The following is a 5,230-nucleotide window of genomic DNA, read 5'->3' as shown; positions in this document are numbered from 1 at the left end:
TCGACGGCCACCCGGTCGCCGCCCGGTCGTCGCCGCAGCGGGGCGCGCACGAGGCGGCGACGGCCGTCCGGCCCGAGGCGCACGAGCGACGCGACCACGACGACCACGAGCGCGGTCGCGAGCGCGATCTGCCACGCCCACAGGTCGGGCGCGAACAGCCGGAGCGCGAGCGCGCCGACCACCGCGAACCACTCTCCGCGGCCCGTCATCGCGATGAACGGGATCAGCAGCAGCGCGTACCAGGAGTAGCGCGGGCTGACCGCGAGCAGGGTGACGCCGATCATCACGACCTGCCCCAGCCACGGGTCCGCCGGGTCCGTCCGCCACCAGACGAGGGCCGCCGTCACGGCCAGGATGAGCGCGACGGCGACGAGGCCGAACCGCCCCGGCACGACGAGCTCGACCAGCGGGAAGCGCCCGCCGGCCTCGTAGCCCTCCTCCTGCAGGTAGCCCGGCAGGTACCCGAGCACCGCGATGCCCGTGCTCAGCACGTACGGCACGTACAGGAGCGCGAAGGTCACGACGGCCGCGGTGATGACCTTCCACGGCTGCCGGCGGAGCAGCGCGGGGGCTGCGATGACCGGGATGAGCTTCGTGGCGATGGCGGCGCCGAGCGCGATGCCGCCGCGCCAGCGCATGCCGCCCGCGACGAGCAGCGACGCGGCCAGGGCGAGCAGGGCGCCGAGCGCGTCCACGTGCGAGTTCGTGACCACCTCGCTCGCCACGAGCGGGCACCACGCCCAGAGCGCCGCCCACCACACCGGCAGGCCGCGCCGCCGCAGGGCGCGGAGGAGGAGCAGGGTCACGGCCGTCATCATCAGGAGCCCGGCCGCCTGGAACGCCCCGTACTCGACGCTCACGGGCACGACGGCGCGCACGCCCGCGAAGAACAGCTCCGCCATGGGCGGGTAGATGGTGGGCACATGCGGGCGGTTGAGCGCGGTGCACATCGGCACGCCGGTCCCGGCCTCGCGGAGCCCCTGGATCCGCGTGCCCTCGCAGGTGGCGGACCCGTCGGCGCGCGCCACCGTGTCCGGGAAGAGCCACGCGGGCCGGAGGTCGCGGAGCTCCGGGTCGGCGGGCGTGTACCGGTAGGGCGACTCGCCCGTGCCCTGCACGATGCCGTCCCAGGCGTACCGCGCGGAGTCGGTGCTGGTGTTCGGGGGCCCGGCCATCGCGGCGCCGCCGACGACCACGGATCCGAGGATGATGAGCGCAGCGGCGGATCGGGCCGGCAGTCTCTGCACCAGGAGGACGGCGGCTCCGAACACCACCCAGAGCACGACCACGAGCCAGAAGAACGGCGCGGCACCCTCGCGGCGGAAGAACGCCTCGTCGTCGGCCTCCCCGAACAGATCGAACGCGACCACCGACCATCCGGTGAGCGCGGCCATGACGAGCAGGACGAAGGCGGTGAGAGCGGTGCGCACACCCCATTGTGTCGGCCGCGGCCCGAGCGACCGCCGGTCCGCCCCGGGACGACGTCCCCGCGACACCCGGAGGTCCCCGTGCGGACGCTGATGCACGAGGCGCGGCGACGGCTCGCCTCGCCCGCGCGCACGACGCGCATGGCCGTCGTCATCGGCCGCCTGCTCGGCCTCGCCTTCCTCGTCTGCTTCGCGACGGGCCTGTACAGCCACTACCTGCAGGAGCCGCTCCCGTGGATGCGGTTCCCGACGGTGCCGGTGTCGCTCTACCGCGTGACGCAGGGCATCCACATCACCGCGGGCATCGCCTGCGTGCCGCTGCTGCTCGCGAAGCTCTGGATCGTCTTCCCCGAGCTGCTGACCTACCCGCCGGTCACCGGGGTCGTCTCGTTCCTCGAGCGCGCCTCCATCGCCGTCTTCGTCGGCGCCTCCCTCCTCGAGGTGACGATCGGCCTCCTCAACACCTTCCAGTGGGTGCCGTTCCCGTTCTACTTCCGGCAGACGCACTGGGCGCTGGCCTTCGTGGTCGTCGGGTCGCTCGCGATCCACATCGGGGTGAAGCTGCCCGCCATCGCCCGGCACTGGCGGCGCGGGCAGGCGGACGAGTCGCCCATCGTCGCGGCAGAGGACGCTCCCGCAAGCGGCCGTGACGGCGACGGAGGGGCTGCCCGCCCGGCGCGCGGCGTCACGGGCCGCGTGCTCGCCTGGATCGACGACACCCCCGTCACGCCGGCCCCGGTCGCGCGGCGCGGCTTCCTCGTGGCGGTCGGCGCGTCCGTGGCCGCGGTCGTCGGGCTCACCGCGGGCCAGTCCTTCCGCGTCCTCGCCCCGTTCAACGCCTTCGGCCCGCGCGTCATGGGCACCGGCCCCCAGGGACTGCCCGTCAACCGCACGGCCGAGGCCGCCGGTGTCACGGGGTCCGCGATGGATCCCTCCTGGACGCTCACGGTCTCCGCCGGATCCACCTCGCGCGCGTTCACCATGGACGACCTCCGCGGCATGGAGCTCGCGACCGCCACGCTCCCCATCGCCTGCGTCGAGGGCTGGAGCCAGTCGGCCGTGTGGCGGGGCGTCCGCCTCCGGGACCTCATGGACGCGGTCGGGGCCGACCCCGGCGCGCGCCTGCGAGTCACGAGCCTCGAGCAGCGCGGCGGGTTCCGGCGCACCGAGATGGGACCGGAGTACGTCCGCGACCCGCTCACCCTCGTGGCGCTGGAGCTCGACGGCGCGCCCCTCGACATCCAGCACGGCTACCCCGCGCGCATGATCGCGCCCGGCCGCCCCGGCGTGCTGCAGACCAAGTGGCTCTCCACCCTGGAGGTGGTGTGATGACCGGCAGCCCCCGGACGCCCGCGGACCGCGGCGGGACCGCCACCCGCGGCGGGCGCGGCATGCTCGCGGCCCGCGCCGTGCTCATCGCGATCGGCGTGGTCGGCCTGGCGGGCGGCGTGCTCACGCTGCTCGACACGCAGCGCACCGACCAGGTCGTCGGCGTCGCCGTGTTCCTGCTGCTCGCGATCGTCGTGCACGACGCGATCCTGTCGCCCGTCGTCTTCGCCGCGGGCCTCCTGCTGCGGAAGGCCGGCCGCCGGCTGCCCGCGGGGGCGCTGGTCATCGTGCAGGCGGGCGTGGTCGTGATGGCCGTCATGACCCTGGTCGTCGTGCCGGAGATCCGCGCGCGGGCCATCGGCAACGACAACCCGACGATCCTCATCGCCGACTACGCGCCGCGCCTCGTGCTCATGTGGGTCGCCACCGCGGTGGCGACGGCCGGGATCGCGGCGCTCTACGCGCGCACGAGGCGGCAGAAGGACCGGCCCTCGACCTCCCAGCACTGAGCGAGGCCGAGGCCCGCGTCCGCGGCCATGCGCGCGACCGCGTCGCGGCCGACCTGGGCCCACGGGAACGGGTCGCTCGCGTTCCCCTGGCCGTCCTCGACCGTGCACTCGAAGGTGCGGTCGCGGGCGGGATCCGGGTGGGTCTCCACCACGAGCGCGCCGGAGTCGTCGAGCAGCTCGCCGCAGCGGGCGAGGAGCGCGGCCGCGTCGCCGCCGATGCCGATGTTGCCGTCGAGGAGCAGGAGCGTGCCCCAGCCGCCCTCGCGCGGCAGCCGCTCGAAGACGGAGCGGTGCAGGACCGGGAGGCCCTGGCCCGCCGCCATCTCGACCACGGTGGGGGAGACGTCGATCCCGAGCGCGCCGAGCCCCGCGTCCATCGCCGCGCGGACCATGCGGCCCGGGCCGCAGCCGATGTCGAGGACGGGTCCCGCGGCGTCGGCGAGGAGGCTCATGTCGACCTCGTCCGCGTCCGCGCTCCAGCGGCTGATGTCGATGACCTCGGCGCTGTCGTCGTCGGCCGCGAGGGAGAGGAACAGGACCTCCCCGGCGTCCCGCAGGGCGCGGGCGTACGGCTCGCCGCCTCCGGATCCGAAGGTCCGGGCGCGCGCGTCGGCGCGGTCCTCGGGATGGTCGACGGCCAGGCTCATGCGGGGTCCCCCAGGGGTGATGCGGGTGCGGTGGTGTCGGCGCGGGTCGCCGCGTCGGTCATGAGGATTCGGAGCCTGGCGGCGAAGCGATGGGCGGGCGCGGCCGCGGCGGCCTCCCGCGCGTCGTCGACCGTGTCCACGTCGGTGAGCTCGGGGAGCATCGCGACGTCGAGCCCGGCGTCGATCAGGCGGGACAGCTGCACGGCGCCGGTGTCGTCCCGGGACATGGGGACGCCGCGCACCAGCGCGCCGTCGGGGTCCCGGAGCCCGAGCGCCCAGAAGCCGCCGTCGTTCGCCGGGCCGAACCACGCGTCGGGGCCCTGCGCGCCGTCGGCCCAGGAGTCGAGCACGGGGCGCAGCAGCGCCGCGGTCAGCTGGGGCGTGTCCATCCCGACGAGGAGGACGGGGCCGTCGAGCGCGTCGAACATGGCCGCGAGGCGCTCGTCGAGGTCGCCCGCGACCTGCGGGATCACGTCGTACCCGGCCGCCTCCCCGGGCGGCGTCGCGCCGTCGAAGAGGAGCACGCGCCGCGCGGGGGCGGCGTCGTCGACCGCGGCGAGCGTGTCGGCGAGGGCCGCGGAGGCGAGCTCCGCCGCCTCCTCGAGCGTGAACGGCGGGTGCAGGCGCGTCTTCACGCGCCCCGGGATGCACTCCTTGGCGATGACGACGACGGCGGTCATGCGGATCCTCCCGGTGCGCGGCCCGTACCCGCGGCCGCGGCGCGCGCCTCGGCCAGCACGCGCGACATGTCGCGGACGGCCGTGACGGTCCCGCGCACGGTGCCGGTGACCTTGGACCGCCCCACGCGCGGTGCGTACGGCATGTCCACCTCCAGGATGCTCCACCCGGCCGCGGACGCCCGCAGGAGCATCTCCAGCGGATAGCCGCTGCGCCGGTCGAGGATGCCGAGGCCCAGCAGCTCGGTGCGCCGGCCGCAGCGCATCGGGCCGAGGTCGTGCAGCGGGACGCCCGTGATCCGCCGGAGCCGGCGGGCGAGCTCCAGGTTCGCGATGCGCGCGTGCAGCGGCCACGCGCCGCGCGCCGAGGGCACGCGGCGACCGAGCACGAGGTCGCGCTCGCCGTGCCGCACGGGGTCGACGACGCGGGGGAGGAGGGCCGGGTCCATCGACGCGTCGGCGTCGCAGAACGCGACGAGCGGGGCGGTCGCGGCCTCGAGGCCCGCGTGCGCCGCGGCGCCGAACCCGCGGCGGGACTCGGCCACCACCAGCGCGCCGTGCGCCCGCGCGACCTCGGCGGAGCGGTCGGTGGAGCCGTTGTCGACGACGATGGCCCGGTACCCGTCCGGCAGGCGCGACAG

Annotated in this window: 6 protein-coding genes; 2 read left to right on the top strand and 4 right to left on the bottom strand. The window is 75.6% G+C overall.

Annotation, left to right across the window (positions count from 1 at the left end; genetic code table 11):
• The coding region (locus tag Q6969_RS12705; RefSeq protein ID WP_317230760.1) for a glycosyltransferase family 87 protein at positions 1-1,430 on the bottom strand (1,430 nt) is incomplete at its 3' end.
• A 78-nt stretch (positions 1,431-1,508) separates the two neighbouring features.
• On the opposite strand from Q6969_RS12705, the gene Q6969_RS12700 reads away from it, so the two are divergent.
• Together Q6969_RS12700 and Q6969_RS12695 are read left to right on the top strand one after the other, a co-directional pair.
• A complete protein-coding gene (locus Q6969_RS12700; protein WP_317230759.1) occupies positions 1,509-2,756 on the top strand; it encodes a molybdopterin-dependent oxidoreductase in 1,248 nt (415 codons plus the stop codon).
• Positions 2,756-3,265: a hypothetical protein gene (locus Q6969_RS12695; protein WP_317230758.1), complete on the top strand. Its 510-nt coding sequence runs from the start codon at positions 2,756-2,758 to the stop codon at positions 3,263-3,265. Before Q6969_RS12700 ends, Q6969_RS12695 begins: the two co-directional genes overlap by 1 nt.
• Here the strand turns inward: Q6969_RS12695 and Q6969_RS12690 are convergent.
• From Q6969_RS12690 to Q6969_RS12680, 3 genes are all read right to left on the bottom strand, one after another.
• Positions 3,214-3,912 (bottom strand): class I SAM-dependent methyltransferase, encoded by a 699-nt coding sequence (locus tag Q6969_RS12690; RefSeq protein WP_317230757.1) that lies wholly within the window; start codon positions 3,910-3,912, stop codon positions 3,214-3,216. The genes Q6969_RS12695 and Q6969_RS12690 overlap by 52 nt on opposite strands.
• On the bottom strand, positions 3,909-4,592 hold the full coding sequence (locus Q6969_RS12685; protein WP_317230756.1) for a DUF2064 domain-containing protein: 684 nt from the start codon (positions 4,590-4,592) through the stop codon (positions 3,909-3,911). The genes Q6969_RS12690 and Q6969_RS12685 overlap by 4 nt, the downstream gene beginning before the upstream one ends.
• On the bottom strand, positions 4,589-5,230 hold a 642-nt coding region (locus Q6969_RS12680), incomplete at its 5' end, for a glycosyltransferase family 2 protein (RefSeq protein ID WP_317230755.1). The genes Q6969_RS12685 and Q6969_RS12680, both read right to left, overlap by 4 nt.

This window comes from Clavibacter sp. MX14-G9D (assembly GCF_032917815.1).
Taxonomy (GTDB): Bacteria; Actinomycetota; Actinomycetes; order Actinomycetales; family Microbacteriaceae; genus Clavibacter; species Clavibacter michiganensis_K.
Note: the sequence above shows the minus strand (reverse complement) of the source record. Positions and strands in the feature narration are given on the sequence as shown.

Bases quoted from the DNA above. Each gene is read 5' to 3' on its own strand.
- Q6969_RS12695 (WP_317230758.1), top strand. From the start codon at position 2,756: ATGACCGGCAGCCCCCGGACGCCCGCGGACCGCGGCGGGACCGCCACC.
- Q6969_RS12690 (WP_317230757.1), bottom strand. From the start codon at position 3,912: ATGAGCCTGGCCGTCGACCATCCCGAGGACCGCGCCGACGCGCGCGCC.
- Q6969_RS12685 (WP_317230756.1), bottom strand. From the start codon at position 4,592: ATGACCGCCGTCGTCGTCATCGCCAAGGAGTGCATCCCGGGGCGCGTG.